Annotated in this window: 27 protein-coding genes; 7 read left to right on the forward strand and 20 right to left on the reverse strand. The window is 59.3% G+C overall.

Annotation, left to right across the window (positions count from 1 at the left end; genetic code table 11):
* Nucleotides 1–176 precede the first annotated feature (176 nt).
* Nucleotides 177–1,007, reverse strand: coding sequence for a hypothetical protein (locus HYX42_RS02740; RefSeq protein ID WP_293399239.1), 831 nt, complete (start codon nucleotides 1,005–1,007; stop codon nucleotides 177–179).
* A 443-nt stretch (nucleotides 1,008–1,450) separates the two neighbouring features.
* Here HYX42_RS02740 and HYX42_RS02745 point away from each other — a divergent pair, with 443 nt between their 5' ends.
* The gene (locus tag HYX42_RS02745; protein WP_293399242.1) at nucleotides 1,451–2,812 is read left to right on the forward strand and encodes an MBL fold metallo-hydrolase; all 1,362 of its coding nucleotides are present in this window, start codon (nucleotides 1,451–1,453) and stop codon (nucleotides 2,810–2,812) included.
* A gap of 43 nt (nucleotides 2,813–2,855) precedes the next feature.
* On the opposite strand, the gene HYX42_RS02750 is transcribed toward HYX42_RS02745, so the two are convergent.
* Together HYX42_RS02750 and HYX42_RS02755 are read right to left on the reverse strand one after the other, a co-directional pair.
* A complete protein-coding gene (locus HYX42_RS02750) occupies nucleotides 2,856–5,591 on the reverse strand; it encodes a bifunctional acetate--CoA ligase family protein/GNAT family N-acetyltransferase (RefSeq protein WP_293399245.1) in 2,736 nt (911 codons plus the stop codon).
* A 97-nt stretch (nucleotides 5,592–5,688) separates the two neighbouring features.
* Entirely contained in the window at nucleotides 5,689–6,294 is a 606-nt protein-coding gene (locus HYX42_RS02755; RefSeq protein ID WP_293399248.1) for a hypothetical protein, read from the reverse strand.
* 236 nt (nucleotides 6,295–6,530) lie between these two features.
* On the opposite strand from HYX42_RS02755, the gene HYX42_RS02760 reads away from it, so the two are divergent.
* Both HYX42_RS02760 and HYX42_RS02765 read left to right on the forward strand, forming a co-directional pair.
* A complete protein-coding gene (locus HYX42_RS02760; protein WP_293399250.1) occupies nucleotides 6,531–6,926 on the forward strand; it encodes a TraR/DksA family transcriptional regulator in 396 nt (131 codons plus the stop codon).
* 65 nt (nucleotides 6,927–6,991) lie between these two features.
* Nucleotides 6,992–7,468, forward strand: coding sequence for a universal stress protein (locus HYX42_RS02765; protein ID WP_293399253.1), 477 nt, complete (start codon nucleotides 6,992–6,994; stop codon nucleotides 7,466–7,468).
* A gap of 55 nt (nucleotides 7,469–7,523) precedes the next feature.
* On the opposite strand, the gene HYX42_RS02770 is transcribed toward HYX42_RS02765, so the two are convergent.
* The 6 genes from HYX42_RS02770 to mltG are packed head-to-tail and all read right to left on the reverse strand — an operon-like array spanning nucleotide 7,524 to nucleotide 12,176.
* Nucleotides 7,524–8,183, reverse strand: a complete 660-nt coding sequence (locus HYX42_RS02770) for an ankyrin repeat domain-containing protein (RefSeq protein ID WP_293399255.1) — start codon at nucleotides 8,181–8,183, stop codon at nucleotides 7,524–7,526.
* Between the two features lie 8 nt (nucleotides 8,184–8,191).
* A complete protein-coding gene (locus tag HYX42_RS02775) occupies nucleotides 8,192–8,989 on the reverse strand; it encodes a TatD family hydrolase (protein ID WP_293399258.1) in 798 nt (265 codons plus the stop codon).
* A 43-nt stretch (nucleotides 8,990–9,032) separates the two neighbouring features.
* Nucleotides 9,033–9,407 carry a PilZ domain-containing protein gene (locus HYX42_RS02780; protein WP_293399260.1) on the reverse strand — a complete coding sequence of 125 codons (375 nt, stop codon included), beginning with the start codon at nucleotides 9,405–9,407 and terminating at the stop codon, nucleotides 9,033–9,035.
* A 50-nt stretch (nucleotides 9,408–9,457) separates the two neighbouring features.
* Nucleotides 9,458–10,528 carry a DNA polymerase III subunit delta' gene (locus tag HYX42_RS02785; RefSeq protein WP_293399263.1) on the reverse strand — a complete coding sequence of 357 codons (1,071 nt, stop codon included), beginning with the start codon at nucleotides 10,526–10,528 and terminating at the stop codon, nucleotides 9,458–9,460.
* Entirely contained in the window at nucleotides 10,525–11,166 is a 642-nt protein-coding gene (gene tmk / locus HYX42_RS02790; RefSeq protein WP_293399266.1) for a dTMP kinase, read from the reverse strand. The genes HYX42_RS02785 and tmk overlap by 4 nt, the downstream gene beginning before the upstream one ends.
* Nucleotides 11,167–11,168: 2 nt before the next feature.
* Complete coding sequence (gene mltG, locus HYX42_RS02795; RefSeq protein WP_293399269.1) at nucleotides 11,169–12,176, reverse strand: endolytic transglycosylase MltG; 1,008 nt, start codon at nucleotides 12,174–12,176, stop codon at nucleotides 11,169–11,171.
* Between the two features lie 69 nt (nucleotides 12,177–12,245).
* Here mltG and HYX42_RS02800 point away from each other — a divergent pair, with 69 nt between their 5' ends.
* Both HYX42_RS02800 and HYX42_RS02805 read left to right on the forward strand, forming a co-directional pair.
* On the forward strand, nucleotides 12,246–13,235 hold the full coding sequence (locus tag HYX42_RS02800) for a folate-binding protein (RefSeq protein WP_293399272.1): 990 nt from the start codon (nucleotides 12,246–12,248) through the stop codon (nucleotides 13,233–13,235).
* A 39-nt stretch (nucleotides 13,236–13,274) separates the two neighbouring features.
* Nucleotides 13,275–14,165 (forward strand): NRDE family protein, encoded by an 891-nt coding sequence (locus tag HYX42_RS02805; protein WP_293399274.1) that lies wholly within the window; start codon nucleotides 13,275–13,277, stop codon nucleotides 14,163–14,165.
* A 21-nt stretch (nucleotides 14,166–14,186) separates the two neighbouring features.
* On the opposite strand, the gene HYX42_RS02810 is transcribed toward HYX42_RS02805, so the two are convergent.
* The 3 genes from HYX42_RS02810 to HYX42_RS02820 all read right to left on the reverse strand — a co-directional run bounded on the left by HYX42_RS02810 (nucleotide 14,187) and on the right by HYX42_RS02820 (nucleotide 18,418).
* Nucleotides 14,187–16,466, reverse strand: a complete 2,280-nt coding sequence (locus tag HYX42_RS02810) for an O-antigen ligase family protein (protein ID WP_293399277.1) — start codon at nucleotides 16,464–16,466, stop codon at nucleotides 14,187–14,189.
* Nucleotides 16,467–16,592: 126 nt separating this feature from the next.
* Nucleotides 16,593–17,450: a YbgC/FadM family acyl-CoA thioesterase gene (locus HYX42_RS02815; protein WP_293399280.1), complete on the reverse strand. Its 858-nt coding sequence runs from the start codon at nucleotides 17,448–17,450 to the stop codon at nucleotides 16,593–16,595.
* Nucleotides 17,447–18,418, reverse strand: a complete 972-nt coding sequence (locus HYX42_RS02820; RefSeq protein WP_293399282.1) for an alpha/beta hydrolase — start codon at nucleotides 18,416–18,418, stop codon at nucleotides 17,447–17,449. The genes HYX42_RS02815 and HYX42_RS02820 overlap by 4 nt, the downstream gene beginning before the upstream one ends.
* A 117-nt stretch (nucleotides 18,419–18,535) precedes the next feature.
* On the opposite strand from HYX42_RS02820, the gene HYX42_RS02825 reads away from it, so the two are divergent.
* Nucleotides 18,536–19,672 (forward strand): iron-containing alcohol dehydrogenase, encoded by a 1,137-nt coding sequence (locus HYX42_RS02825; RefSeq protein WP_293399284.1) that lies wholly within the window; start codon nucleotides 18,536–18,538, stop codon nucleotides 19,670–19,672.
* A 72-nt stretch (nucleotides 19,673–19,744) separates the two neighbouring features.
* The gene (locus HYX42_RS02830) at nucleotides 19,745–20,446 is read left to right on the forward strand and encodes a mobilization protein (RefSeq protein ID WP_293399286.1); all 702 of its coding nucleotides are present in this window, start codon (nucleotides 19,745–19,747) and stop codon (nucleotides 20,444–20,446) included.
* An 87-nt stretch (nucleotides 20,447–20,533) separates the two neighbouring features.
* Here the strand turns inward: HYX42_RS02830 and HYX42_RS02835 are convergent, their stop codons facing one another.
* The 8 genes from HYX42_RS02835 to HYX42_RS02870 form a co-directional block, all read right to left on the reverse strand.
* Nucleotides 20,534–21,505, reverse strand: coding sequence for a tripartite tricarboxylate transporter substrate binding protein (locus HYX42_RS02835; RefSeq protein ID WP_293399288.1), 972 nt, complete (start codon nucleotides 21,503–21,505; stop codon nucleotides 20,534–20,536).
* A gap of 136 nt (nucleotides 21,506–21,641) precedes the next feature.
* Nucleotides 21,642–22,898 (reverse strand): acyl-CoA dehydrogenase family protein, encoded by a 1,257-nt coding sequence (locus tag HYX42_RS02840; RefSeq protein ID WP_293399291.1) that lies wholly within the window; start codon nucleotides 22,896–22,898, stop codon nucleotides 21,642–21,644.
* A 30-nt stretch (nucleotides 22,899–22,928) separates the two neighbouring features.
* Nucleotides 22,929–23,282 (reverse strand): nuclear transport factor 2 family protein, encoded by a 354-nt coding sequence (locus HYX42_RS02845; RefSeq protein ID WP_293399294.1) that lies wholly within the window; start codon nucleotides 23,280–23,282, stop codon nucleotides 22,929–22,931.
* 29 nt (nucleotides 23,283–23,311) lie between these two features.
* Complete coding sequence (locus tag HYX42_RS02850) at nucleotides 23,312–23,776, reverse strand: SRPBCC family protein (RefSeq protein WP_293399297.1); 465 nt, start codon at nucleotides 23,774–23,776, stop codon at nucleotides 23,312–23,314.
* A gap of 160 nt (nucleotides 23,777–23,936) precedes the next feature.
* Nucleotides 23,937–24,059: a hypothetical protein gene (locus tag HYX42_RS02855; protein WP_293399300.1), complete on the reverse strand. Its 123-nt coding sequence runs from the start codon at nucleotides 24,057–24,059 to the stop codon at nucleotides 23,937–23,939.
* Between the two features lie 96 nt (nucleotides 24,060–24,155).
* Nucleotides 24,156–24,842 carry a class II aldolase/adducin family protein gene (locus tag HYX42_RS02860; RefSeq protein WP_293399303.1) on the reverse strand — a complete coding sequence of 229 codons (687 nt, stop codon included), beginning with the start codon at nucleotides 24,840–24,842 and terminating at the stop codon, nucleotides 24,156–24,158.
* Nucleotides 24,839–25,885 carry a 4-hydroxy-2-oxovalerate aldolase gene (gene dmpG / locus HYX42_RS02865; RefSeq protein WP_293399306.1) on the reverse strand — a complete coding sequence of 349 codons (1,047 nt, stop codon included), beginning with the start codon at nucleotides 25,883–25,885 and terminating at the stop codon, nucleotides 24,839–24,841. Before dmpG ends, HYX42_RS02860 begins: the two co-directional genes overlap by 4 nt.
* 17 nt (nucleotides 25,886–25,902) lie before the next feature.
* Nucleotides 25,903–26,874 (reverse strand): acetaldehyde dehydrogenase (acetylating), encoded by a 972-nt coding sequence (locus HYX42_RS02870; RefSeq protein WP_293399309.1) that lies wholly within the window; start codon nucleotides 26,872–26,874, stop codon nucleotides 25,903–25,905.
* Between the last annotated feature and the right edge of the window lie 16 nt (nucleotides 26,875–26,890).

Below are 26,890 nucleotides of genomic sequence, written 5' to 3' on the forward strand. Positions count from 1 at the left end.
CCGGTTGGTGACGTGAGGAGCTTTGTATCAAGCTGCCAGGTGACGATAACCATCAGGTTGACCGCGCAAGGTAGCCGCAGGGCTGTGCGCGATGTAGGGAGGCTCTGCTAGCGTTGTAAGACAGCACCGCACTGGCGGTGGAGGCGGTGGAGGATGCGGCATTCACCGCAAGAGGCTCAGTTTGAGGAACCGTTCTGCTGACGCCTGTATTCGTTGTGCTTCATGAGCACATAAGAGCTCTTGTCGACTTCATGCAGTTGCCGGGCGTACTGCTCAGTGGCCTTGAACCAGTGATCGAGGCGCGCATTGAATTGCTGTTCAGGTGGACGGCCGAGGGAGGCGAGGTAGGCCTCTATGGCCAGGTAGTAGCGCATGGTGTTGCGTTCCACGGCCCCTCGCATGCCTCCTACATAGCCCTGCTTCTGGCCCTCGCCGACCTGCGTAAATCCGACCTTTCCACTGCCAAGCGTGGCAAGGTAGCCCTGCATGGCGATCCTGCCCGCCATGCCGTACCCATAGGAATAGCGGAGATGCATAAAGGTTTTCCCGCCGGGAAGCGGTGCGGCGCGTAATTCGATACGGTAATTGCTCGTACCCAGCGGCCCTTTGTCGGCGTTGAGACGGACGTGGAGGAAATCGGGCGTGCTTGAGGCCAGGCGGAAAGAAAATTCAAGTGCGAACGCGTCGGCAAGCTCCTGTTCGGTCTTCTTGCCAATATTCACGTTCAGAACAGCCGGGCTGGCGTCTGTGGACGCCTGACAATATTTGGTATTGATATGCAGGATCATCACGTCGCACCAGCGCCTGGGGCTTTTGAGCGTCGAGCTGACCGTGCCGAACGGCGAATCGAGCACGGCGTAGGCATTGCCATTCACCATGCTTGAGGTCTCCGACGACTCAAGGTACAGAGGCCGTCCGTAGGCGTTGCTGGTCAATTGGGCGGCCAGCTCGGAATGCTTTTCAAGAAGGGTTGCCGCAGTTTGTGCGGGCTCTTGTGCTGTCGGCATGGTCTGTGCAGTTGTTGGTCCGGTTATCGCGGCTGCAGCAACCAGGGTTAGTGCTGCGAACGAACGTGCCAGGGCCACGAGGTTTGCTATGGACCGACCCGGTCTGGCAGTCATTTTAGTGAAGGCTATTTCTTTCATCAAACAAGTTTGCCAGCCCGGGCGGGGGAATGTGTCAATCGTCAATTCTGTCCTACAGGTATTGGCCGTTTATTTAATTTAACATAATATACATCGTAGAATATATAATCCAACAACTCCCAATGGGTGGTCCGGGATTTCACGCCATCCTGATTGCTGATTGGGCGCTGCGATCAAGACCTTGGCGTCGGCTGGCTACAAGCCCCCGTGCAGGTTTCCAGGGGTCCTGGACGGAACCATCAACAGATGCGCTACTCATGCGCTACATCAAATACCCAGGCTCCTTTCCGGCATAAGCTCCAAACATGAATATCCAGTTCCTGGGTGCCACCGACACCGTCACCGGTTCCAAATATTTGATCCGGTATCGCGACGCCACCGTGATGATCGACTGTGGCCTGTTTCAGGGCTACAAGCAACTGCGCTTGCGCAACTGGTCACCGTTGCCCGTCCCACCAGCCAGCATTGATGCCGTCATCCTCACGCATGCCCATATAGACCACAGCGGATATCTGCCGCTGCTGGCTCGCCAGGGCTTCAGGGGCAAGGTGTTCTGTACGCAGGGTACTGCCGACCTGTGCCGCATTTTGCTGCCGGATTCGGGCCACCTTCAGGAAGAGGAAGCCCAATACGCCAACCGGCACGGCTTTTCAAAGCACTCGCCCGCGCTACCCTTGTACACGCGTGAAGACGCGTTGCGCTGCCTCAAACTGCTGCATGTGGTGCCCCATGGCAAACAATGGCATCCCGTACCTGGTCTCACCGCCGGTCTTGCGCCTTCGGGCCACATGGTGGGGTCTTCGTTTGTGCGACTGGACAACGGCTCCCGTTCTATCCTGTTTTCCGGGGATATAGGCCGTCCCAACGACCTTGTACTCAGACCGCCTTCGCAGATGGATGGAGCGGATTACCTGGTCGTGGAGTCCACATATGGCGATCGCCTGCACAAGGACTCCGACCCCATGTTGGCACTGGGCCAGGTGATCAACCGCACGGCGGCGCGCGGCGGTGTGGTGGTGATACCGGCCTTTGCGGTGGGAAGAGCGCAAAGTCTGCTGCACTGCATCGAAATTCTCAAAACCCAGGGTGTTATTGCGCGCAAGCTGCCGATCTACCTCAACAGCCCCATGGCGGCCAATGCCACACAGGTGTACCTGAAGCATCGGGCCGAGTTGCGGCTGACATCGGCTGAGTGTGAAGCCATGGCGCATACGGCGCACATCGTCCAGTCACCGGACGAGTCCCGCCTGCTGAATACCAAACATGGTCCCATGGTCATCATTGCCGCCAGCGGCATGGCCACAGGTGGGCGGGTCGTCCACCACCTGAAGGCCTTCGCGCCTGACAAGCGCAACACCATCGTGTTTGCCGGGTTTCAGCCTGGCGGCACACGCGGCGCCCTCATCGCCGGGGGCGCGCCCACGATCCGCATCCATGGGCAGGACGTGCCGGTGCGCGCTGAAGTTGCGATGCTCGACGACCTGTCAGCCCATTCGGACGCTGCCGAGATCACCGACTGGCTGCGCGGCTTCAAGTCCGCGCCGAGACAGACATTCATCACCCATGGTGAACCGGCTGCAGCAGATGCCATGCGCCAACGGATCGAACGCGAACTCCATTGGCAATGCAAAATCCCGTTCTATCTGGAATCAGCCAGGCTCGATTGATGCAAGGCTTCGTGCCTTGATCACCCCGAAATCGGACTGCCCGTCAACCTGAACAGGAAGTTGGTGCCTGAGGCATTGTGACCCCCGGTGCCATTGATGTAGTGGGGGGTGAGTTCAATATGAGTTGCATTGAGAACGTGTCGGAGTTGTTGTCGGCGCGCACATGAAAGCCAATCGAACGCGCCAGCCCGGCCATGGCGGTGTTTTCGCGTAGGCACTGCCCTGCAACCTCTCTTGTACCGCGCTCGCGCAAGTAGTGCACCAGCCTGTCCAGGAGCAGTCGGCCAAGCCCTCTGCCCTGCCACGCTACGGCGACCTGGATCGCAAACTCCGCGCGGTCGTTGTCGGGATCACAGACGGCCCGCACTTCCCCCACCATATCCGCTTGGCTGCCCTCTTCCGGCAATAGCGCGATAAAGGTCATTTCCCTGTCGTAGTCGATCTGGCTGTACCTGGCGAGTTCCGAGCGCGGTACCTCGCGGCGTGTCATGAAGAAGCGCAGGCGCATATCGCCCGGAGTGGCATCGGCATAAAAGGAGGCCAGGCGCTGGCCGTCCTCCGGCCGGATGGGCCGCAACACAAGGCTGGCGCCATCAAGCTGCACCACGGTCTCAAGGTGCGCAGGGTACGGACTGATGGCTGGCGGCAATTGCGCCGCCCCTGCTGCCCGAAGGCTCATTCGGGCATCGACAGCCAGTACTCCGCGGTGGTTCACCAGCAGGGGATTGATGTCGAGCTCGGCGAGCAGCGGCTGGTCGCATGCCAGTTGTGACACCTTTTGCAGCACGTCGCGCACGGCCGCCGTATTTGCTGGTTTGCTGCCCCTGTAGCCTGCAAGGAGAACATCCATCCCCGACCGGGAGATTAGGTCCCCGGCGAGTGCATCATTCAAAGGCGCCAGGGCTACTGCGTGCCGTGCGTTAAGTTCAACGGCGGTGCCACCTTCACCGAACAGGATCACCGGCCCGAACACCGGGTCGCTGGACTTGCCTGCAATAAGTTCCAGCGCGCCAGACCTGTCAGCCATGGCCTGAACGGTGAACCCCTGTAACTTTGCATGAGGCGCCAGCTGCGCCAGGCTGGCGATCATCCGGGATGCAGCAGCCAGAACTTCATCGGCGGACGTGAGTCCGATCTCGACCCCGCCTACATCGGATTTGTGAACGATGTCAGGAGACCTGACCTTCAAGGCCACCGGGAACCCCATGCTTTGTGCAAGCGCCGCCGCCTCGCTTGCATCAAGGGCGTGTTCTACCCGCAATGTCGGAATGCCGTAGGCCTGCAAGATTTGTTGAACCTGCACTGCGTCCAGCCATTGATGTCCATCGGCGTGTGCCTGCTCCAGTATTCGGCGCGCCGCGCCGGCATCTGGCGGGTCAGCCTGATGCCCAAGTCCCGGCAATTCACGCAATGCGGCCTGGTTACGGGCGTAGGCTGCAAGGTGCAGCCACGCCTTTGCGCTGCGCTCCGGGGCATCAAAGCAGGGAACCCCTGCGGTCGAGAATAGCGCACGGGCCGAGGCTACCGAGGGCCCTCCCAGCCAGCATGCCAGCACGGGCTTTTGATGCGTGATGAGCGGGAGGCAAGCGGCGGCGATGTCGTGTGCAGGGACGATAGCCGTCGGCGCATGCATGAAGAGCACGCCGTCTACCTCTGGCGCTGCCAGCAGAATGCGCAGGGCATCCTGGTAACGTGAAACCGGTGCGTCGCCAACAATGTCAACGGGATTTCCCCGGGACCACGTAGCAGGCAGGCAGGCGTCGAGCGCGGCCAGCGTTCCCTGAGAAAGTTCAGCCAGTTTGCCGCAACCAAGGTCCAGCATATCTGCCGCAAGTACGCCAGCGCCGCCCCCATTTGTCAGTACGGCCAGCCTGTCACCCACCCATGGTTGCCCGTGAGCAAGGGTTTCTGCCGCTCCGAACAGGTCTTCCAGCGTGTCAACGCGCAACATGCCGGCACGCAGCACGGCCGCATCGAACACAATGTCTGATCCGGCGAGCGCCCCGGTATGGGACGCAGCTGCCCGCGCAGCATCGGGTGCTCGCCCCCCCTTGACGACAATCACGGGTTTGTTGCGGGCTGCAGCCCGCGCCGCTGACATGAACTTGCGGGCGGACGTCACCGACTCCATGTACATCAGGATCGCCCGCGTGCCCGGATCGCTGCCCAGATAGTCGAGCAAATCACCGAAATCCACGTCGGCGACATCGCCCAGAGATATGAAATGGGAAAACCCGATGCCGCGCCCGTTGGCCCAGTCGAGCATGGCTGTAGCCAATGCGCCGGATTGAGTGACGAACGCGATATTGCCGGTCAGGGCGTGACCGGGCGCGAAGCTGGCGTTCAGGCCTATACCCGGAACCAGCACGCCAAGGCAGTTCGGTCCGGCGATGCGAAGCAGGTAGGGTTTTGCGGCGCCAAGCATGAGGGATTCCAACGTCTGGACGCCCTCTTCCCGTGCCTGCCGAAAGCCCGCTGACATGACGATTGCGGCACGCGTGCCCCGCTGCCCAAGCTCTTCAACGATGCCAGGAACCCTTGCTGCAGCTGTGCAAATTATCGCCAGATCAGGTGTGCCAGGCAGAGACGCCACGTTGGGCCAGGCCGTCGCTCCGCCTATGAGCGCTTGAGTCGGGTTGACCGGCCAGACAGGACCCTTGAAGCCGCCGGTCTGCAGGTTGCGCATAACAACGGAGCCCACACTGCCCTGCCGATCGGAAGCACCAATCAAGGCAACCGAACGGGGCTGAAGCAGTGCCTCAAGGTTACGTACGCTCACGGTGAAATCCGGATCGGAGTTTCACCGGCGGCCCCCTTCCGGCAGACGGCAGCCGGAAGGATGGAGGTGTATTACAACGTTGACGGCCATTCGTCAGTTACTTGCTCGCGCCTGCATTCGCGGCCTGCTCTGCCGCCCGCTTGCTGGCTTCCGCTGAGTCTTGCGCTGCCTTTTCAGCGCTCTTCAGGGCATCCTGAGTTGCTGTCACCGCTTTCTGCGTTTCCGCCAGGTCCTTTTGAGCCGACCTGCGCAACGCTTCTTCGGCGGCCCCGGACGCTGCGCGAACGGCGGATGCTGCCCGCCTTGCTGCTTCTGCGGCCTTTGCCGCCAATGCTTTCATGTCATCCGTAGCCGTGGCGGCGGCTTGCTCGGATTTCTCCCTGGACTTTCTGACAGCTTCGTCGGCCTTGAGTACGTGCTCCCGGATATTGGCGGCGGCCCGATGTGACAAGTCCCGTGCCGCAGTTTCAGCCAGCTGCAGCGTGAGCTTGACCAGGTCGGCCGCCGCGCGGGCGGAATCAGCTGCCTCTTGGGCGGCTTTTTGGGCGGCTGCCTTTGAGCGGGCAGTCACGCCTGCTGGTGCGCTGGATTTTCCTGCTGCGACCGGAGCCTTTTCAGGAGCTTGGGCGATGGCATTGCTGACCATGCAGGCGACGGCGCAGATGGAGAGAGCCGCAGAGATCATGAGTTTTCTGGTGTTCATGCTAGGTCTTTCGACGGAGTTGAATGCACCAATGATGACCATGTCTGGCCGCAACGTATTTGACTTAGCGCAACTTGCGCGCAATCACATATTCACGCAGGAATGGAGTCGTCACCTGCCGACATGGGCTGATGAGTTTCCCGGCTAATCCTGGCTTGCGCCAGATCAATACGGCGCGCTGAGTCATGGCGAGAATCAGGGCTCAAGCAGACGTTCCACTTTTTTCAGGTCATATCATGAAGCACTATGTGAATTCACTTGCCGGGCATTTCGGTCATATCCTTGCGGAACGTGAAAGGGAGTTGAGGGGCGCCCTGGAAGCAGGCAAGGACAATGAGGTCGCGAACGGCCTGGCTGCCGATGGAGAAGTTCAGGACTTCAAGGATCTGGCGGAGCGGGAATCACAATCCGATATGGCCGCCCTGGATGCGGCGCGTCTTGCGGAAGAGCTTGCCGGGGTCATCGCTGCCCGCGAACGGCTGCGGGACGGAACGTTCGGTCAGTGCACCGCATGCGGAAAACCCATTGACCTGCGCCGCCTGGAAGTGTTGCCCGCCGCATCATTTTGTGTGGCCTGCCAATCCGCCGGAGAAGAAACTGCGGGTGCCCACCCCCAATCACACAGGACTTGACCCGCTTCAATGTCGCCCCAATACTGCCCGCATTTACGCCGCTTTACGCAAAGGAGTTACCCATCATGTTCAAGCGAATCCTGATTCCCGTGGACGGTAGCGACACCTCCAATAAGGCCCTCGTCTCCGCACTGCAGATGGCGCGTGAGACTGGCGCCAGTGTCCGGGTGGTACACGCCGTCAATGAAATGGCCTTCCTGGGCGGCATAGACCCATATGGCACCTACTCGGGTGACCTGGTTGGCATGATGCGCGAAGGTGGTGCCAGGGTTCTGACCGATGCCATGGCGGTCGCCCAGTCAGCTGGTGTGGAGGTCAGCCAGGCGCTTCTCGATGAGCCCGGCCAGCGTCTCGGCGAGTCAGTTGCCGAAGCCGCGAGGCTCTGGAGCGCAGACCTCATCGTGGTGGGTTCCCATGGCCGGCGCGGCATTGGGCGCGTGCTGCTGGGTAGTGGTGCTGAACAGATCTTGCGGCTTTCGCCTGTGGCGGTCCTGGTGATCCGCAGCGGGCCTGTGGGGGACGGTAATCACGCAGCAGACTGAGCCGGGCGCGCCAGATATAGACCCGGGCTGAGTTCGGCAAGCTTCCTGCGACAACTCACCACTGGCCAGCTGGCCGTTTGCTGCGCACAGACCTTGCAATCATGTCTGCCACGTCCTGGCGGTTAACGCGCTGGGCAAACTGGGTGGCCGTCAGGCCTTGCTGGTTCCTGAGCAGAGGATCTGCACCTTCATCAAGTAGCAGCCTGACGGCCTCGGCGCTGCCGTACATGCTGGCCATCATGAGCGGCGTGCTGCCGTTGGGTGACTCTGCGTCTATATAAGCATGGTTTTCGATCAGCAGACGTATGAGCGGCACGTGACCCTTGGTGGCCGCGTAATGAAGCGGCGTCCAGCCGGTCTTGTTGACGTCCGCCCCTTTTTTGATCATCTGGCTGGCCAGATCAAGATCGCCATTGAAGACCGCCAGCATCAGCGGACTTTCGCCCTTGGCATTCAGCGCATTCAAATCGAGATTTGGGGCCGCCAAAAGCGCCTTGATGACTTTTGGGGAGGGTTCGCGGATGGCCAGAATCAGCCCGTGCTGGACTTGGGGATCAAGCGTGTTGGGGTCAAACCCGCGCGCCAGCAGGCTTTGTATGGTGCCGGCATCGTCGGTTTTTATGGCTTTGAAGAAGTCTTCGTATGAACCCGCATGGGAAATATTAAATCCAATTAAAACAAATAGATATATTGAATATTTAATGTAATTTATCAAGATATTTCTCACGCCAGAACCCCTTTGAAAAGTGTTTCAAAGTTATGACTCGTGGCTTGCGCGATGGTTTCTACACTTTGTTGCTTGAGTTCTGCAATAAGTTTGGCCACATAAGGCACATAAGACGGATTGTTGGTTTTGCCGCGATACGGAACGGGTGCCAGATAAGGGCTGTCAGTCTCGATCAGAATGCGGTCCATGGGCACAAACCGGGCAACCTCTCGCAGGTCGGCCGCAGTTTTAAAGGTCAGGATGCCCGAGAAGGAAATGTAAAAGCCCAGATCGAGCGCAGCCCTGGCCACCGCTTCCGTTTCCGTGAAGCAGTGGAAGACGCCACCAGCCCTGCCGGGGGCGTCGGCGCCCTCGCCCTCTTCTTTCAGGATGGCGATGGTGTCATCCGAGGCGCTTCGTGTGTGGATGACGAGGGGCTTGTCGACCTGCCGCGCAGCCCGAATGTGTACCCGAAAGCGCTCACGCTGCCATTCCATGTCGGCAACGGACCGTTCGCCCAGCCGGTAGTAGTCCAGGCCTGTTTCACCGATGGCCACCACCTTGGGCAAACCCGACAGGCGCACAAGTCCGGCCACATCCGGTTCGGTCACGCCTTCGTTGTCGGGATGCACGCCCACGCTGGACCAGAAGTTGTCATAGCCCGTAGCCAGGGCATGAACATCTTCGAACTCTTCAAGGGTGGTGCAAATGCACAGGGCCCGATCTACGTGCGCTTCGCTCATCGCCTGACGGATTTCAGGCAGTCTGGCCTTGAGCTCAGGAAAACTGAGATGGCAATGGGAGTCTGTGAACATATAAGCAAGAGCCGGTTTGCGGCTCTAGAAGCCGGGTCGTGGCCTAGATTGTCTGCGTAGGACGGTCCGAGGCCAGATGGGCGCCCAGGATTTCCTCGATCTTGAGCTTGAGCAGCCGTGATTTTTCGTCATTGGGAAAGCGCACACCGACACCCTGGGTGCGGTTGCCGGCGGCTTTGCCGGGGGTCACCCATGCCACCTTGCCGGCTACGGGGTAGCGCTGCGTGTCTTCAGGAAGCGTCAACAAGACGTAGACGTCGGCACCCAGCTGGTATTCACGCGCCGTTGGAATGAACACGCCGCCTTCCTTGAAAAGCGGAATGTAGGCCGCGTAAAGGGCAGCTTTTTCCTTGATGGCCAGCTGGACGACACTGGGTCGTGCTGCACCGGCTGCGCTGGCGGGGGGCGTTGTGCTCATGAGCCTAGTTTATAGGTTTGCAGGTTTTTGGGAATACGGCATGACTCGTTTCATGCCTTATTTGGTGTAAGTGCAATACGGGCGCGGCTTGCGAATGCCTCGAGCATCAAACCCGGGTTGTAGGGATGCTCGACAGTCCTGGCGGCCTGGGCGAGATCCTTTGACCAGGCCGCCAGCGCATAGGCGCTGTTTCTGGTGGGATTTCTGGCCGGCAGGTCTTCGGCCCTGAAAAACCGGGGGAGTGCGCCGTTGTTCACGGCCCAGACATCATGACAAAGCTTTTGAAGCGCATCCAGCGCCTGGGCAGGCGCCCAGTCGGCCAGAGCGGCAACATCGCCCCTGGCCATTGCTTTTGGGAGGCCTTGCCAGGCCCGTGCCAGTTCTCCGGCATTCTGATTCTGAGTCCAGGCCAAGGCATCAGCGGGACGCCCTCCCGCCGCGATCAACAGCGTCCTGAGGTCATCCGGGGAAAGCGGTTTGGCTGCCTTTTTCCCGCCGCCATCGCCTTCCGGCACCTGGCTCATCGTCTGCAACCATACCAGAGCTTCTTCAAAATCAGGCCAGTGCATGGTGTGGCCAAGGCAGCGGCTGCGAATGGTGGGCAGCAGCTGGTGAGCTGCCTCGGTCGCCAGAATGAACTTGACAGCCCCTGGTGGTTCTTCGAGGGTCTTGAGCAGCGTGTTGGCCGTGATGCCGTTCATGCGTTCGGCCGGAAACACCAGGACGACCTTGGTGTCACCGCGTGAACGTGTGAACTGGGTAAAGGACACGGCTTCGCGCGCGGCATCGACCTTGATTTCCTTGCTGGGCTTGCGCTTTTTGGCGTCCAGGTCATCCTGTGTTTTTTCGTCCAGTGGCCAGCCCAGTTCCAGCGACAGTGTTTCAGGCAAAAGCATGCAAAGGTCGGCATGCGTATGCACTTCAACCGCATGACAACTGCCGCAAACGCCACATGCGCCGTCTGCTGCCGGGTTTTCGCAGAGCCAGGTTTTTGCCAGTGCCAGCGCCAGTTCAAATTGGCCAAGCCCTGAAGGCCCGCTCAAAAGCCACGCATGGCCGCGTTGGCTCAAAAGGCTTTCAAGCTGTGTTTTCAGCCACGGCGCCAGCACAGGATTGGTCACGGCAGCCAGCCTTTCGCCACGAATACATGCCTGACATCGGCCCATACCGCTTCCCGGGACTGCGACGCATCTATGCGGGCGAATCGCCGGGGGGCAGATTTTTGCCTGTCTGCATAACCTTGTGCCACGCGGCGGAAAAATTCGACGGGCTGGGCCTCGAACTTGTCCGGCAATCTGGCGCCAGCAAGGCGTCTGGCTGCTTCCTCGGGTGAAAGGTCAAACCACACTGTCAACTCGGGCTGGATCAGGGCTGCACCGCTTTCCGTGCCCTGTACCCATTGTTCAAGCGTTTGCAGCGTTGGCAGATCGAACCCGCGCCCGCCACCCTGATAAGCAAAAGTAGCGTCGGTAAACCTGTCGCATAACACGACCTCGCCACGCGCGAGCGCCGGTGTGATGATGTTCACCAGGTGATCCCTGCGGCCGGCAAAAATCAGCAGGGACTCCGTCAGCGGGTCCATGGCGTCATTCAGGACCATGGCGCGCAGCTTTTCTGCCAGTGGCGTGCCGCCAGGCTCACGGGTCAGCGTCACCGTTCGGCCGGTCATGCGAAAGGCCTCGGCCAGCGCATCAATGTGCGTGGACTTGCCTGCGCCGTCAATGCCTTCAAAGCTGATGAATAGCCCTGTTGTTGCCATGCTCACTGTCCTCGCTGGTATTTGTTGACCGCGCGGTTATGGTCGTCCAGGTTGCTGCTGAATTGGCTCGTACCATCGCCGCGGGCGACAAAATACAGGGCCTTCGTGGGCGCGGGCTGAACCGCCGCCAGGAGGGCCGCTTTACCAGGCATGGCAATAGGCGTGGGAGGCAAGCCAGTACGTGTATAGGTGTTGTAGGCCGAGTCGGTCTGCAGGTCGCGCTTGCGCAAGTTGCCATCAAACCTGTCGCCCATGCCATAAATAACCGTGGGATCGGTTTGCAGAGGCATGCCTGCACGCAGCCGGTTGGTGAAAACCCCGGCAATCTGCGCTCTGTCAGCAGGCTTGCCGGTCTCTTTTTCCACAATGCTGGCGAGAATCAGGGCCTGCTCGGGCGTTTTTAGAGGCGTATCAGGGCTGCGTAATGCCCATGCAGCTTCGGCCCGCTTGTCCATGGCTCTTGCTGCGCGTTTTAGTACGGCCAGATCGCTCGCACCTTTGGCGTAGGTGTAGGTGTCGGGGAAAAACCGGCCTTCAGGATGGACTCCCGGCCGCCCGAGTTTTTCCATGATGGCCTCGGCGCTCAGGCCTTGTGTGTCGGGTGCAAGCTGCTCTGCTTTTTGCAGCGCGGCCCGCACCTGCGAGAAATTCCAGCCTTCGACAAATGTGACGCTTTTGAGGGCCTCTTCGCCGCGCACCAACATGCTCAACAGCCTGCGCGGCGTTGTGCCGGGCAAGATCTCATAGCTGCCGGCCTTGATTTGTCTTGCCTGTCCGGACACACGGAACCAGAGCTGGAGAAAAGACACGGGTACATCAACCCCACTGGTGACGATGGCTTCTGCCACGGCGTCGGCCCTGCTGCCGGGCTCGATTTCAAGGTCCAATACCTGGGACCCAGGCTGCAGCTTCAGCGGGAGGGGTTCGTGCAGCCACCACAACCCGGCGCCGAAAACAAGCAGGGCCGCAACAAACAACAGTACCAACAGACTTGTAAAAACGCGGCGCAAAACCCAACAACCTTTCCGGCTACTTTTCTTCCTGCACAGACAGGACGCCGGCCAATGATAATTCAGTGCATGAACACACCGATATCTGCGTCTCAGCCTGCAGGCGTTTCAACTCAGTCAACGTTGCCTTCGCCGCCAGAGCTGTCCGGCGTTGTGCCGCTCGGGGCTCTTCTTGGCGTGATCCGTGTGACGGGCGAAGACGCTGTCAAATTCCTGCAGGGTCAGTTGACACAGGATGTTGCACTGATGGGGCTGCGCGAAGCCAGACTGGCGGCTTTCTGCAATGCAAGGGGGCGCATGCAGGCAAGTTTTGTGGTGTTCAAACGCAGCGAAGAGGATGTCCTGATGGTCTGCAGCAAGGACATCCTGGCCCAGACGCTGAAGCGCCTTTCCATGTTTGTACTGCGTGCCAAGGCAAAGCTGAGTGATGCCAGCGCTGATTTTGTACTTTCAGGACTGGCAGGGGATGCCCTGTCTTTCCTCGTCAAGGGTACATCGCAGCCCTGGTCCAGGCAGGATCATGAGGGCGCCAATATTGTGTTTTTGTATCCTGGCGCTGGTGTGGCGCGTGCCTTGTGGTGCGCGCCGTCCGGAACCGTGGAACCGGAAGGAAAAATATTGCCGGAAAGCGTTTGGGCATGGCTTGAAGTCAAGTCCGGCATTGCCATGATTACGCAGCCGATCTTCGAGGCGTTTGTCCCCCAGATGCTGAACTATGAATCGACAGGGGGAGTCAGCTTCAAGAAGGGTTGCTATCCCGGGCAGGAAATCGTCGCCCGCAGCCAGTTCCGCGGAACCCTTAAACGCCGCGCTTATCTGGCGCACAGCACTGTGGCTGGCGCCGTGGCAGACGAAGTTTTTCACGCCAGCGATGCAGACCAGCCCTGCGGTTTGGTCGCTGCCATTGCAGCAAATCCCGCTGGCGGCTTTGATCTGATAATTTCCATTCAGGTTTCCGCTGCAGCAGACTCAGCGGACGGAACGCTGACCTTGGGAAAACCGGGTGGCCCCCCCCTGTTGCTTGAGCCGCTACCATATCCACTCTTGGAAGATATCTGACCGGCGCAGCCGATTCGTTTTAGAACCATTGGCCTCACGATGTGCCTTGTTGCCTTTGCCATCAATGCCTCGGCGCGCTGGCCGCTGGTCATAGCTTCCAATCGCGACGAATCCTTTGAACGCCCTACCCTGCCCCTGCAGCGATGGGAGAGTCCATCAGGCCAGGCCATCATTTCAGGCAGGGATATGCATGCAGGGGGTGCCTGGATGGGGGCAACCCCGGAAGGCAGGGCCGCATTCCTGACCAATGTGCGTGAACATCCGCTGGCAAGACATCCCGCCCCCAGATCCCGGGGCGAACTGGTCACGCGCTGGCTGGACGGCGGACAGACTGCGATGGACTTTATGGGCGCTGTTGACCCTGCAGAATACGGCGGTTTTAACCTCGTGGTTTGCGACTGGCGGGAAAAGGCCTGGACATGGCTTGGTAACCGCCCTCAAGACAACAACCACAATGGCTCTTCCCGCGCATCATGGGTTTACCGTCACCTGACTGACGGCATCTACGGCCTGTCCAACGCAGCACTCGATACGCCCTGGCCCAAAACACTTGCCTTGAAAGCCGCATTGGACAATGCGCTGGGTGATGCGGAATCCGAAGAGTCCTCGGCCCGGCTCGAGAACCAATTGTGGCAGGCACTCGCCAGCCGGCAGCAGGCCGTCCCCGGGTCACTGCCAGGCACCGGTGTTCCTGTGGCTTGGGAAAAAGCCCTGTCCAGTGCTTTTGTCTATGCGCCTGAGCGCGCTTATGGCACGCGGTGCAGCACTTTGCTGATCGCAGAACGCGATGCCGGGACAAGTAAGGGGAAAGAAGGCATGAGCCTGAAAATTCAGGAAAAGACGTTCCCCCCAGGCTATGAGCCGAATTTGCATGACCAGGCAAAGATCAGTGTATCGATCACAAGCCAGACCTTGTCCTGGGCAGGCTGACCCGCCCTTACGGCTTATGACCTAAAACCTGGCCAGGTAGGCAGGCGGGATCTGCTTGCGCATCGCATCCTTGTTGGGGTCCGGCGTTTCTTCAACAGCCGCCTTGAATGCAGCGAGGGCCTTGGCGTCCTCCTTGCGGGCGGCATAGATCACCCCCATTTTGAGGAAAGCATCGTTTTTCAGGTTGCCCCAATGCTTGTTGCGTATTTCCAGACTCCTGATCGCCGTATCGAAGTCACCCTTGCGCACGCTCAGCACGTAAGCCGCGTTGATCAGGTCAAAGTCATAAGTGCCTTCATCCAGATACTGCTTGGCAAGAATCGCGGCTTCGGCTTCCTTGCCGCTACGACTCATCAGAATCACCTTGAGGGAGCGTACTGAAGTAGCCTTGGGCTGCAGCTTTTCACAGCGCGCCAGGAACTCAAGTGCCTTTTCGTTGTTGCCCATCTGGGCATAGCCTCGCGCAATGTTGGACATGATCGCCACCACATAAGGACGCGAGATGGCCACTGATTCCCAGATCCAGACTGCGTTCTTCCAGTCCCCCCACTTCGCAAACTCGTCTGCCACCATGGGGGTTATCTTGCGGTAATGGGTGTTGATCGCGACCGCATCCTTCGTGAGGGTCAGGATGTCTTTTTTTGTTTTATCCCATTTGGGGTTGTTGAAGTCGCCGGATTGCGAGATCCCCAGGGACATCTTCACGGCACGGACTATCTTTTGCTCTACAGCCGCCGACTGTACAGAGATGTACACGGTCAGCGCCATGGCTGCCATCATGAAAACGGCCAGAACCTGGGAATAGGCGGGACGCCAGTTAAGCCGGGTTGCAGCGACCGGACCGCGAATCTGAAGCCGGGCGTCTGATGCGGCCAGTAGCGCAAGTCCCAGGGCGAAAAGACAACCCGTACTCGCCAGGCGCCATGGAAACCCGATGTTGCTGACAATCAGGAAGGCCATCAGGCTTGCCAGTGCAATGGCCCGCATGGGCGCTTCGGCGAAGCCCTCGGGCGTTCGATTACGCAGGGTGCGCCAGGCCGCATAAAGGAGGTATCCGGCAAGGGCCAGCAGAAAAATCAGCCCTGTCAGACCATATTCAGCCAGCAACTGCAGAACTTCGTTGTGCACGTAGTAGTCGGTTTCAAGCTGTGAGCCTTCTGTCTGGTACAAAGGCAGCATGGCTTCCCATGCGCCGGCTCCTACGCCGGTCAGCGGCTTCGCTTCAATAATGCGGCCTGTTGCCTTCCACATGATCAGGCGGATGTTCAGTGAATAGTCACCCGTCGAGATAGAGGCCGTTCGCCGGAACGCACGATCAAACGCATTGCTGTAATCGACGGCGATTTTCGGGTTGCCGGTGTTGATGATGCCAAGCCCGACCACGGTGGTGATGAGTATGCCGCTGGCCAGGATGCGCCGGCCTGCATCCCATTTGAGAAACGCAAACTGCTTGCGGTACAGCACTGCAATCACCGGGATCACGACGCCAAACAACAGCCACATGGCCGTCAGAGCGCCCCGGGTGCCGGTCATCATGAGCGCAACAATGTTAAAGCCGAGTGTGAACGACAGCAGCGCGATGCGTGCAGTTCCCCTGGCCTGGAACAACAGGTAAACCGTAAAGGGCATGGTGCAAACCACGAATTCCGCAAAAAAGTTACGGTTAACGAAAGTCGATGCCGGGTTGGGTCCTTGCGGAAAATAGCTGAAATCAAACAGGAACTGCAGCACGGCCCAGAGGGAGGCCACAACAGCACCCCAGTGAATTCCTTCTGCCAGGTAGGGAATGCGTTCCCGTGACAGGGTATTGAGGCCAAGCCAGAGAATCAGGCTGAAAATGAACCAGCGTATGGCCTCGACGCCACCCAGATAGGTATGCGACCAGACCATGCTGCCCAGGGCGTAGACCATCAGTGCCAGGGGCAACCACATCACAGCGTGCCAGCGCAGGCCTTCGCGCCGGTTACGCTGTTGCCAGAAAAACAGCAGCCCAGCGGCAACTGCTGCGAAAGATGCGACCATGGACTTCAGCGTGTCCTGAAGCATTTCCTCATTGGGCACGCCAATCGCTGGCGTGAGGAACATCATGAACGCCAGGATGGTGACGGTCCAGTCGTTGCGCACGACTTCTGCAGGTATGACCGCGGAGATCAGGCTTTTTGCCGCGGCTTTTGCCTTGCTTGCGGCTGAAGCGCCGGGCTTGGCCGCTTCGGACGGTACAGATATGGCAATTGACGGATTGCTCATGCCGTTGTCGGCATTGACGCCCCTGCCACTGTTAATACGTTTTTTCTTGGCCATGAAGGTAGATCGGCTTTCTGACACCGGGAAAATAAGACGACCCGGTCGGTTCAACCCCCTATTGTCGCCGCTGGGAAGCGGGGTTTCCCGCCTGTCCCGACAAATCCGCGAGGGATTTGTCGCTTTTTACAGGCTTTTGAACATTTCGATGTGTGGGATTCCGGCCTCCTCAAAAGGTTCTCCCCGGGTGGCAAAGCCGGCGCGTTGGTAAAAATCACGCGCTGACAATTGGGCATGAAGCAGAACCCCGCCACAACCAAGTCGTCTGGCCTCCTCCATCAGGGCGTGCAGTACCTCACGCCCCAGTTGTGAGCCTCGCAACACGCGTTTCACGGCCATTCTTCCTATCCGGCCTGTGCCCGGCGCCTGCATGACCAGCCGGCCAGTTGCCAGGGCAGTACCGAAGCCGTTGAAGCACACCGCGTGTATTGCTTCGGTGTCGAACTCATCCCACTCCATGTCCAGCGGTACGCCCTGCTCCTCTACAAACACCTGCACACGCACCGGCGCCGCGTCTGCGCCCAGTTCTGTCCATGCTCCGAGTTTTATTTGGGTCATTGCCTGCCCATCCTCAAACTGAGTCAGGATGCTACGCAGTGAATCGGGCACAGGTTTTGAGGTCTGGGTTGCGGGATCAGCAAAGACATAGACAAGCTCGGCGGTGACAAGCAGCTCGTCGCCACGAAATATGGCACCCGTAAAGAGGATGGACGAATTGCCGATGCGCGAACAGCGCAGCGCGACGTCCAGACGGTCATCAAAACGGGCCGACCCGTGGTATTCGACAGAAGCCTTCTTGACGTAGAGGTCCCCCCCGAGGCTGTGCATGGCCTCTTCATACGGCAGGGCCAGGGCGCGCCAATAGTCCGAGATCGCCGTGTCAAAGTACATCAGGTAATGCGCGTTGAAGACGATTTTTTGCATGTCCACCTCCACCCAGCGGACGCGAAGTGGGTGGAAGAACCGGAAGTCCTGTCTTTTCATGATGACAAATCCTGACTGAATGCCAGTATCAGCGCCCGGGCCGCGTCCGAATGGGCCTTGCGCGCTTCGGGAATGACGCGCCCCATCTTGATGAATTCATGGGTGACACCACGGTAGATTTCAAGGTCAACCACAACGCCCGCGGCCCTCAATTTATCCGCGTACAGCACACCTTCATCAACGAGCGGGTCGCATTCGGCCAAGCCTATCCAGGCCGGCGCTACATCGTCCACATCCTCGGCATTGAGCGGCGCAAAACGCCAGTCGTCGCGGTCTGCCGGGCTGCGCACATACTGGCTGAAAAACCAGGTGATCTGTGCTTCACCCAGTACAAAGCCGTTGGCGAACCGCTTGTGGGCGTCTGTATCCTGATGTGATGCGCAACCAGGGTAAAACAGAAGCTGCAAAGAGAGCCTGATCTTCGCATCGCGCGCAAGAATTGCACACATGGTGGCCAGGGTTCCCCCTGCGCTGTCCCCGCCTACGGCGACGTGCCTTGTGTCAAGGCCCAGGGTAGCCCCGTGACCAACGAGCCACTGAAGGCTGTCCCATGCATCGTTTGCAGCCGTGGGGAACTGATGTTCGGGCGCGAGGCGGTAATCCACTGAGACAACTGCACAATGCGCGAGGCGAGCCAGTTGGCGACAAAGAGCATCATGCGTGTCAATGCTGCCGACAGTGAAGCCACCCCCGTGAAAGTACATCAGCACAGGTAAAGCACCATGTTCAGGCGCATAAAGTCTCGCCGCCACACGATGGTTGTCCCGCATGGTGATTTCAAAATCTTCCACCCGTGGCAGGGTAGCCCTTGGAATTTCGAGCACGCCTGAACCCGCTTCATAAGCAGCACGGGCCTGATTGGGCGAAAGTTTGTCGAAAGATGGGCGGCCGGCCCGCTCCATGCGCACAATCACGTCGCGCATGGCATGCGTGAGCAGGGATGAGGGACTTGTCCAGGGGGGGGTCATGAGTCTGCGGGTTCAGGCATTAAAGTAAGGGATTCTGGAAGGCTTCCGGATGCAATTTAATCGCACAGCACCTGAAGCCGGCACATCGTACAACGTCCCGCGAGCCCACAAACAACCATGTCCCTCATCTACTACGTTACCCAGATCCAGTTTGACTTCGGCGCCATCAAGTTGCTGAAGGAGGAATGCGCACGTGTCGGCATCACCCGGCCGCTTGTCGTGACCGATGCGGGTGTCAAGGCCGCCGGCGTCCTGCAAAAGGCTCTGGATGTACTGACGGGCATGCCCGTCACCGTGTTTGACCAGACACCTTCAAACCCTACGGAGGCTGCAGTCATGGCTGCGGCTGCACTTTACAAATCAAGCGGCTGCGACGGCCTTATTGCTGTTGGCGGTGGATCTGCCATTGACTGCGCCAAGGGTGTCGCGATTGCAGCGACACACGAGGGTTCATTGACTACTTACGCCACCATCGAAGGCGGTTCGGCAAAAATCACGGAGCGAGCTGCCCCGCTGATTGCTGTGCCCACCACCAGCGGCACCGGCAGCGAGGTGGCACGAGGCGCCATCATCATTGTTGACGACCACCGCAAACTGGGCTTTCACTCCTGGCATCTGGTTCCCAAGGCTGCCATCTGCGACCCCGAGCTCACATTCGGCCTGCCTGCAAAGCTGACCGCAGCCACAGGCATGGACGCCATCGCGCACTGCATGGAAACCTTCATGTCCGCGGCCTTCAACCCGCCCGCAGACGGCATTGCGCTTGACGGTCTGGAGCGAGGCTGGGCACATATCGAGCGCGCGACACGTGATGGCAGCGACCGGGAGGCCCGGCTCAACCTCATGAGCGCATCCATGCAGGGCGCCATGGCTTTCCAGAAGGGCCTGGGCTGCGTGCACTCCCTCAGTCACAGCCTGGGCGGTGTCGACCCCCGCCTGCATCACGGCACGCTCAATGCGATGTTTCTGCCGGCCGTTGTCACTTTCAACTCGGGTGCCGAATCAGTCCAGAGGGACAAGCGACTGGCGCGCATGGCCCGTGCGATGGGTCTGGCTTCAGCAGGCGATATCCAGGAAGCCATTCGCGACATGAACGGCAGGCTGGGCCTGCCCTCCGGGCTGAAAGCCATGGGCGTGGAGACTTCGATGTTTGGAAAAATCATCGAGGGCGCGCTGGCCGACCATTGTCACAAAACCAACCCGAGGCTGGCGTCGGTTGCCGATTACGAGCGAATGCTCGAAACATCAATGTAATCAGCTGGATCGGATGGCATGAAAGCTGCTCAGTCCGAACCCTGCAATTTGCGATCAAACAACTGGGAAATCATGGCTTCAATCAATTTCATGGGTGGCGAAAAAGGCGGCGTGGGCAAGTCAGTTACCGCAAGGGTGCTGGCGCAGTACTTCATCGACAAGGGCGTGCCCTTCATGGGTTTTGACACCGACCGGTCGCACCATTCCTTCAACCGTTTTTATGCGGACTACGCCTCACCCGTCGTGGTGGACAGCTACGAGGGCCTTGACCTCATCGTTGCGGCTTTTGAAGACAACCCGGAGCAAAGCGCGATTGTTGATCTGGCGGCCCAGACTTCTGCGCCCCTGGCGCAGTGGATCAAGGACGCCAGCCTCTTCGAGGTGTTTGCCGATATGGGCGTTACCGTGAACCTCTGGCACGTGATGGACGATGGCCGTGATGCTGTCGACCTACTGGGCAGGCTGGTCGACACCTACGGGCCTGGACCCAACTACGTGGTCGTGCAGAACCATGGCCGCGGATCAAACTTTTCACTGCTGCAAAATTCGCTGGCCTTGCAGAAGGCGGAGGCTGTGGGCGCCCAGGTGATCGAGCTGCCGCGCCTGAACGATGCCGCCATGCGCAAGATAGACCAGCACAATACCAGCTTCTGGAAAGCCATCAATGACCGGGACAGCGAAGAGGCATTGGGCCTGCTGGAGCGGCAGCGGGTCAAGACCTGGCTGAAGAACTGTTACGAGGTTTTTGACAAGGTGTTTGCCGGGGCACGCTAATCTCCGCTCTCCAGACAGGCACGGGCCATGAATGCTCCCGCACTCACGGCCCGTCCCCCCATCTTTCTCCTTCTTCTCTTTCCCGGCTTATTGCGGCTGCAGACCAAGTTCCTTGACAGTTTTGGCCCATGCCTGGCGCTCCGACGCCATGAAATCAGCAGCATCCTTGACTGAGCCAGGTGTGGTGTAAACGCCCAGGTCAGCCAGCTTCGCCACCACATCAGGCATCTTCAACACCGTGTTGATGTCTGCATTGACCTTGTCGATGATGGCTTGCGGTGTGCCCTTTACGGCCAGCAGGTTGAACCAGCCAATTGCCTGCACGCCCGGATAGGTTTCACTCACAGACGGTACCTGTTCGTAACCGGGCAGTCTCTGCTTTGAGGTGACTGCAATCGCACGCAGCTTGCCTGCCTTGATGTGTGGCACCAGCGCAGGAAGGCCATCCACCAGCACCTGGCTCTCACCCGCAAGCGCCGAGGTGACTGCTGCTGTCGAGCCGTTGTAGGGCACCACATGCAGCTTCATGCCTGCTGCGGCACTCACCATTTCACCAGCCAGGTGGGGTGTGCTGTTGGGCAGTGGAATGGCGAAGTTCAGTTTGCCGGGCTGGCTTTTCGCAAGTTTGACGAAGTCTGCAAAGTTGCTCACGCCGGTCGAAGGGCTCACCGCAATCATCATCGGGGATGTGCCTATGGTGGCGACAGGCACCACGTCGGTATCGAGGTTGTATTGCGGATTTTTGTACAGGTGCGGGGTCAGTGTGGCCACGGTGGCAACAACCAGCGCAAAGGTGTAGCCGTCGGCGGGCGAGCGCACAAATGCGCTCATGGCTGGAATGCCGCCTGCACCGGCGCGGTTCTCGATCACAACGCCCTGCCCCCATGCGGGTGTCAGCTTCTCGCCAACGATGCGGGCAACAATGTCAACGGCCGATCCGGCTGGCAAGGGGACTATGAATTTGACGGGCTTTGTCGGCCACGTCTGTGCGCTGACCGTACCAGCCAAAATGCAGGTCGCGACAAGCGCCAAAAGGCGGGAAGTTTTAAAAGTGTTCATTGTCTCTCCTTGAAGTCATTGGTTTTATCCAGGCAACACCTGTCACTGGCACCCTCCGGAACCATGCATGACAGGCTTGCGATTTATATGTGGCGTGACCTGCTTGCGGTAACGCCTTCCCTGAGCGGTATGTTTTTTAGTAGGCGCCTTTGGGCTCAAGCCCAAGCATGTGTTGGCCGACCAGCGTGCTGACGGCATCCCAGTTCAGGGTGATGTGCTGGGCGATCGCATTACCGTCACGCCACATGCGCTGGATGGGCTGGTCAAGCGCCAGGCCGGTTGCCCCGACAGTCGTGAAGATTTCCTGCAATGCCGCGTGTGAGCGTTTGGCAGCGTAGGCATGGCCACGACGGTTGCGGATGCGTTTATCCACACTGATGCCCTGCCCTGATACGGCCATGCGTTCGACTTCTGCGGTGTCACGATCCAGAACCAGACGTGCTGCATCCACGTCGGCCGCTGCTTCGGCCAGCCGCGACTGCACGTGCGCAAACTGGTTCAGGCGATTGCCACCGCCACCTGCACCACCACGCGTGACCCGCGTGCTGCAAAGCTCTACAAACAACTCAACCGCGCCCTGTGCATTGCCGAGCAGTGGCGATACCAGGCAAATCGGCATGACAGACAGGAAGGGAATGCTGTACATCGGGTTGGCGTTCACCTCTGCACCTGGTGGTTTTCCGGAGGACGCCTGGGGGAAAGTCAGCTTGCGGTGGGCCGGTACAAAGACGGGCTTCTGAATCAGCACTGCCTTGGAACCCGTCCCGGCCTGCCCCGCGTTAAACCAGTCATCCTCTATCGTCCAGTCCGAGCGTGGCACCAGCAGAAAACACCCGGTGGGAGGCGCACCTTTTTCTGCGGGCGGCAACTGCACACCCAGGACTGCCCATTGGGAGTTGTCCACATTCGACGCCCAGCGCCATTTGCCGTGGATCATGTAGCCGCCATCCACAACCTCAGCCATCATCACTGGCGCATAGGAACCGCACATCAGGGCATTGGGATCCTGGCCCCAGACATCTTCCTGAGCCTGCGCCGGAAACAGCGACAGCAGCCACTGGTGAATGACGCCGAGCGAGCAGGCCCATGCCGATGAAGAGCAGCCGCGACCCAGTTCGCTGATCAGGTCGATCAGGGCGGTGAAGCCGTATTCGTAGCCACCATAGCGGCCCGGTTGCAGCAGCTTGAAAAAACCGGCCTCACGGAAGCGGTTGCACATTTCTTCGGACAGCCGGCGGTTGGCCTCCGTCTGCTGGCCCAGTGCGCGAAGCTCAGGCACCATGGCAGCCGCTGCGGCAACAAGGCTTTCGATGGTGGGTGCGCCAGCCACCGGGCTGATGCGGCCCGGCGCATTGACCGCATTGGCGGCCTGGTTGGTGATGTTGAAACTCATGTCTTGTCTCCTTGATTCAGTTGTGGTGTATCAGGCGTAAACCGGGGCGATGTCGAAATAGATACGCAGTGAGCTCACCAGGTCACCTTGCCGCTCCAGCATCGTCACAACGGGAATCGTGACCTGCTTGCCATCCTTGCGCAGGTATTCGACTTTCGCTTCGAGGCATGTGATGCCCTTGGCTTCAACGACATTCACGAAGTTGTGCTTGATGCCGTTGATGGTCGAAAAAAGGTAACCGATGCCACCTTTGGCAGCCTCACGGCCTTTCATGGGCGGGTTGTTGCCCACCTTTAGTTCAACGTCCGGTGTGAGGCCCGCAACAAAGGCGTCGAGGCGCATGGCATCCACATTCGCATACAAATCCGAGAACCAGTGTTTCATGATGTTGTTTCTTTCTGTGGTTGGTTGAATCAGGCGGGCTGCGTAGCGGCCGTCATCTTGCGAATGGCTTCCAGCGTGGCGCCCACGGCCTTGAGGTAGTCTTTCTCCATGCTCTCGCGGAACTCGCGCTCCTTGTCGCTGCCCGACGCAGCGTCTACCAGTTGCAACGCGAAACTGAAACGCAAACGCATGTCATCGCCGTCACCCAGCACTTCATTGACGATGAATCCGTCTGCGTTGCCTGACTCACGCACGAACACCACTTTTTCTTTCGGGAAGAAGGTGATGCGTTCGCGGGCGTCTTCACCACGGAAAACAATGTCGCGCACCAGGCCGTTCGCCGTACGCTGCACCACCTCGCATTTGGACATGCTGGGCACAAAAGGCAGCGCATTTTCAGCCTTCATGAGAAGACCTTTCCAGACATCGTTCTTGCTGAGTTTTGGCAAAGCCGGGTCGTTATTGACCATTACTTCGCTTGATACGTAAATCATTTCATCTCCTTGTTAATTGTGTTGAACGCTCCCCTTGCGCCTCACCGGGGACCGGACATGGCGGACCTTTTTCTGCAGCGCCAGCTGTAATAGTTCAAGTCGCCAGCACAGCAGAACGGGCTGAATAATATTTCTGGGCCTGCAGGCCGTACAGGCAGGTTTATGAATGTCTGGCATTGACGGACTTGATTGGTTTGTCGCCGTCACTGAAGCGCCAGAGGCGTGGCGCGGGTTTACCCGGGATGCCCATGCGTTTGGCAAATGTGATCCATTTATCAAGCACGTGTGCACAATAAAAAACCTGCAGCGCCCTTTCACAGGTGCTGCAGGTTTTTTCATTTTTTGCGTGACTGCCCGCCGCTGGCAGGCCAGGTATCAATCAGGACAATTCGATGTCACCCGCTGTCATGTAGGCCCACAGACGTTCGGCAATCCTGCCGTCCCACGTCGCGCGATTTGCAGCGGAAGCTGCATCGGCAAACGTCACGTGGGCTTCTCCTCTTGCAGCGCGCACGGCAAGCTCCACACGTGCCGAGTCTTCGAGCAGCCATGCCAGCGAAACGGCTTTCTGCATCGTGTCTGCCGCAGTCACGGCCCCGTTCACGCCGACGATCACAGCGCTGGCATCGCCCATGACATCTGCCACACCACTGGCTGCAGCGTCGTTGCGGACCAGTGCCGGGTCCATCCACATCGGAGCCTTTGGATAAAAATAGGATGAAAAGCCGTGCCGGGCGGACGGGCTGTGCCCCATGGCCGCAAGTGCCATGACCTGGGGTGACAGGAAACGGCAAATGGCTTTTATCTCCTTGCGCCGGCGGTAGATCTGCTGGTGCATGCGCACCTCACCCAGCACACCCTCAGGCAGCGGGCCATCAATAGTCACAACCGTCCCTGGTTCACCTGCCTTGATCAGGCCCATGGGTTGGGGCGCACAGACCAGAAACTCGTCATCGGACAGCCGCTGGCTACAGTGGCCAAATGCTGTTACCAGACCCGCTTTGGCCAGTGCCCTGGCCGCAATCCGGACAAGGCGCTGCTGCTCTTGCGTGGCAACAATACTCATGCTGCTTTTTGACTGGTGGCTTGCGTATCCCGCTGCTTGAGCAGGTCAAGTGCGACATCGACGATCATGTCTTCCTGACCTCCCACCATGCGCCTCTTGCCCAGCTCGACCAGGATGTCCACCGTCGGTATGCCGTATTTTTTTGAGGCGACTTCAGAGTGGCGCAGGAAGCTGGAATACACGCCGGCATAGCCCAGCGCCAGCGTCTCACGGTCCACCCGCACAGGGCGGTCCTGCAAGGGGCGAACAATATCGTCAGCCGCATCCATCAGGCGATAGAGGTCGCAGCCGTGCTTCCAGCCCAGGCGATCTGCCGCAGCGATGAACACTTCGAGCGGTGCGTTGCCTGCGCCTGCACCCATGCCGGCCAGGCTGGCATCTACACGGTCGCAGCCCTCTTCCACGGCAACGATGCTGTTGGCTACACCCAGGCTGAGGTTGTGGTGGGCGTGCATACCTGTCTCGGTCTCAGGTTTGAGGACCTCCTTGAAGGCTCGGAAACGATCACGCACGTCGTTCATGCTCAGTGCGCCGCCGGAGTCGACCACATAACAGCAGGTCGCACCATAGCTTTCCATCAGCTTGGCCTGTTCCGCCAGACCCTTGGGCGTCTGCATGTGGCTCATCATCAGAAAGCCGACTGCCTCCATGCCCAGGTTGCGGGCGTATTCGATGTGCTGGCGCGAGACATCCGCTTCGGTGCAATGCGTGGCCACGCGCACCACGCGTGCACCTGCGTTGTACGCGGCTTTGAGGTCATGAACGGTCCCGATGCCGGGCAAGAGCAAGGTAGTGATCTTCGCGCGCTTGACGACGCTGGCCACGGCCTCGATCCACTCGAGGTCGGTGTGGGCACCAAAGCCGTAATTGAAGCTGCCGCCCTGCAGGCCATCGCCGTGCGCGACTTCGATGGAGTCAACACCCGCCGCATCCAGCTCGGCCGCGATCTGGGCTGCCTGGGCCGTGGTGTACTGGTGTCGGATGGCGTGGCTGCCATCGCGCAGCGTGACGTCGGAGATATAGATTTTTTTGTTGATGTTCATGGTCTTGGTCATGCAATTCAGGCTGGTTGGGCCAGGGCGTCGCCTTTTGCGCCTTTTGTCGCCAGCGTCGGGGCAATGCGTTCAGCCGCGGCCATGGCTGCCGAGGTCATGATGTCGAGGTTGCCGGCATAGGACGGCAGGTAGTGCGCAGCACCTTCTACCTCCAGGAAGATGGAGGTCTTCAAGCCCGAGAACGTACCCAGGCCCGGGATGTGCAAGGGCTTGTCTGCGGGGATGCGCTCGAACTGCACCTTCTGTTTCAGCCGGTAGCCGGGCACGTAGCTGTGCACCGCCTTCACCATGGCTTCGACCGACGCTTCAACCGCGGCCTCGCTGGCGTCTTCGGACAGGCAATAAACAGTGTCGCGCATGATGAGCGGTGGCTCGGCCGGGTTCATCACGATGATGGCCTTGCCCTTGCCTGCCCCGCCTATCACTTCAATAGCTTTGGAGGTTGTTTCGGTGAATTCGTCGATGTTGGCGCGTGTGCCGGGGCCTGCTGACTTGCTGGCAATGGAGGCGACGATCTCGGCGTAATGCACCTTTGCCACGCGCGAGACCGCTGCGACCATGGGAATGGTGGCCTGGCCGCCGCAGGTGACCATGTTGAGATTGGATGCCGCCAGGTGTTCATCGAGGTTGACGACCGGTATGCAATAAGGGCCAATGGCCGCCGGTGTGAGGTCAATCACCCGGATGCCGGGTTTGGCCTGACGCAGCAGCTTTTCGTGCTGGACGTGCGCGCCGGCGCTGGTCGCATCGAACAGGATATCGATGTCCCTGAAGATGGGCAGCTTGATGAGGCCTTCAACGCCGCCGTCGCAGGCCTCGACGCCCATGCGCCGCGCGCGGGCAAGGCCGTCTGATGCCGGGTCTATGCCCACCATCGCACCCATCTCTATGTTTTTGCCGTGGCGCATGACCTTGATCATCAGGTCCGTCCCGATGTTGCCCGACCCCACGATGGCTACCTTGATTTTCCTGCTCATAAATTCTTTCGCTGTC

The organism is Polaromonas sp. (assembly GCF_016185115.1).
Lineage (GTDB): Bacteria > Pseudomonadota > Gammaproteobacteria > Burkholderiales > Burkholderiaceae_C > Polaromonas.